This is a genomic window from Buchnera aphidicola (Lipaphis pseudobrassicae), from assembly GCF_005081185.1.
GTDB classification, from domain to species: Bacteria; Pseudomonadota; Gammaproteobacteria; order Enterobacterales; family Enterobacteriaceae; genus Buchnera; species Buchnera aphidicola_AD.
Map to the genome: position 1 here is coordinate 1 of NZ_CP034871.1, position 2,916 is coordinate 2,916.

At 21.9% G+C, this 2,916-nt stretch carries 3 protein-coding genes; 1 reads left to right on the forward strand and 2 read right to left on the reverse strand.

The genetic code is table 11. The annotated features are described in order from the left end of the window. Nucleotides 1-15: 15 nt before the first annotated feature. Nucleotides 16-771, reverse strand: coding sequence for a plasmid replication initiator RepA (gene repA / locus D9V70_RS03140; protein WP_216361704.1), 756 nt, complete (start codon nucleotides 769-771; stop codon nucleotides 16-18). Between the two features lie 184 nt (nucleotides 772-955). Then, nucleotides 956-1,456 (reverse strand): TIGR00645 family protein, encoded by a 501-nt coding sequence (locus D9V70_RS03145; protein ID WP_158356302.1) that lies wholly within the window; start codon nucleotides 1,454-1,456, stop codon nucleotides 956-958. 288 nt (nucleotides 1,457-1,744) lie between these two features. On the opposite strand from D9V70_RS03145, the gene repA (D9V70_RS03150) reads away from it, so the two are divergent. After that, nucleotides 1,745-2,596: a plasmid replication initiator RepA gene (gene repA / locus D9V70_RS03150; RefSeq protein WP_158356303.1), complete on the forward strand. Its 852-nt coding sequence runs from the start codon at nucleotides 1,745-1,747 to the stop codon at nucleotides 2,594-2,596. Nucleotides 2,597-2,916: the final 320 nt, after the last annotated feature.

Below are 2,916 nucleotides of genomic sequence, written 5' to 3' on the forward strand. Positions count from 1 at the left end.
TTTTATTGTATAAATTTATTTTTTGATTTTTTTAAATAACTTACGTAATTTATTATATTCAATATCTATTTGTTTTTTCAATCCCTTAGGACCTATCTCAGTTAATTCACTTGCTGTATAATGTTTAATTAATGTATTTAGGATTTTTTTTCTAGCAGATGGTTCGTCTAATTTTGATATAACTTTAATATCTGAAAAAGAAATTAATTTTTTGTTTTTACTTTTCTTTAATTTTTGAGATGTTTTTATTGACTTAAACAAATAACTATTTATTTTTGATTGTGATATGTTAAATAACATAAAAAATATTGGTGTCAAAAATATTTTTTTCGGTATATAATTACTGATTGAATTAGTTTTATCTCTCCTACATGTGACAAAACCCATTGGTTCTAAGAAATTATTTATCAAACGTGAAGTTCTAGTAATAGATTTATTACCAGATTCAGATATAGTAGATAAACCACATTCATCAGATAATTGTTCAATTGATGCTTGTACTAAATTTGAATGAATATCAAAATAATATAACATAGCAGGAACAATAGCTCTCATAGCGCATGCTCGATGTTCATTTAATCTTCTAAATCTAGGTAAAATATTACCAGTTTTAGGATCAATAGGTATTAATGTACAATTTAAATGACTTCTAGCAACATCTATTTTTGATGCTTTTTTCATAGCATAATAAATAAATGTAGATATTTTCCTCTTATTTTTAGGTGGATTAAAAATTGGTTTAGGATTATGTATATAATTTTTTCTAGGCACTAAATACACTTGATTAAGTAAGGTACATTTTTATTTTATTTAAAAAATATTTTTATAAAAAATTACAAAAAATAATATTTATTATTTATTTGAAATTAAAAAATAATACTTAAAATAAATATAACACTAATAAAATTACATTACAAATCGTTTTAATTAATCTTTATAATTTTTTTAGAAAGAACTAATGCAAAATATGTTTTTTACTCATTTTATCAATATAAGCCATACCAAATGCTGATAATACAAATGTAAGGTGTATTATGACACATAACATTATTTTATCATCTAAAATTTTTTCAGCTTCCATAAAAAGACGTAAGAGATGTACAGAAGATATCGCAACTATTGATGATGCGACTTTATTTTTTATTGAATTTACGTCCATAGTACCCATCCAACCTAATCGTTTTTCATTATCTTGTATATCCATTTTAGAAATAAAATTTTCATAGCCAGAAAACATAACCATAACTAATAAACCGCCAACCAAAGCAATATCAATTAATGATAAAACAACTAATACCAAACCAGACTCAGACATAGCTAAAATGTCTGGTATAATAAATACAATTTGTTGAAAAAATTTTAATGTTAATAATATAAAACCAAATGATAAACCAACATAAACAGGAAACATTAACCAACGAGAAGCATAGATAGTTTTTTCGATAATTTTTTCCATTTTTATCAGTCCTAATTAATTTTTTAATAAAACATGATTTTTTTTAATATCAGTAATTTTTATTATATTTTTTTAACTGTAAAAAAATCTTAAAAAATATAAAAAGTTATATTGAAAATAATTAAAATTTATGATAATTATATCTCTTTCTTTATAAAATACATTTATTCATAAAATAAAATAAAAGTAAAGTACATATTTTTATATGTATAAAAAAATTTTTGATGGTTTTTTTGTTTTATTTATATGAATGAAAAATTAACTTTTTAATTACTTTAAGTATCATTTATGATATCAAGAAAATGTTATATACATAATCCTAATCCTGCTTTTAAACCTCCCAAGAGTAATAAACGTCGACCTTTTTTTATTTGTTACGCAATGAAAAAAGCAGAAGAAATAGATGTTGCAAGATGTGAATTGAATTATATTTTACAAGCAAAAAATATTAAAATGGGTTTTCCTTTAAAAAGATTTAGACAATTAAATAAACATCGCGCATCTGCAATGAGAGCCATGGTTTTAGCTATGCTATATCATTTTAATATTTCCTCTGAGTTAGTTCAAGCATCTGTTGAACAACTATCTGATGAATGTGGTTTATCTACTATATCTGAATCTGGTAATAAATCTATTACTCGAGCTTCACGTTTAATAAATGATTTTTTGGAACCGATGGGATTTGTTAAATGTAAAAAAATATGGGATAAAATTTTAGGTAATTATATGCCTAAAATGATTAAACTTACTCCACTGTTTTTTATGTTATTAGATATTTCTGAAAAAAAATTAATGAATGCGAAACAGCAACAATTAGGATGGATAAATAAAAATCTTATCAGTAAGGGATTAAATCCTATAACTATGCATGATGCTAAAAGACGATCTAAAGATATTCAAATGAAAAGTATTTTTAAATATAGGATTTCTAGACACGCTTTTTATAAAAAGAAACGAAATGCACAAAGATTAATATCTTTAGATGAAAAAGAAGCTAGGCAAACTATTCTTCGTGCATTAGTTGCCAAGTATTCTCTAAGTGAATTAACTAAATTAGGACCTAGTGGGCTAAAAAAACAAGTAAATATTAGTTATTACTATTTACGAAAAATAGCTGCAAACACATATCCTAAAAATTAAGAATAAAAAATTTTTAAAGAATGCGTTTTTTTACGTATGATTTTCTGTATTTAAAATTTATTATTTTGTTTTTTTTTTTAATTTTTATAGTAATATTCATTTTTTTTTTAAAATTTAAAAAAAATTATTTATAATAACAGTTATTTTTTTATGAAAAATTTAAAAAAAAAATTTTTTTAAGATTTTTTTTTTTTTTTAATTCCTTGAATGCATGTTATTTTTTTTAATAAATGCTTTTTATAATATAAATGCAAAATAACAGTATTTAAAAACTTAAAAAAAAAAATAAATAAACATAAAAAAAATAGCCAAAGTTTTAT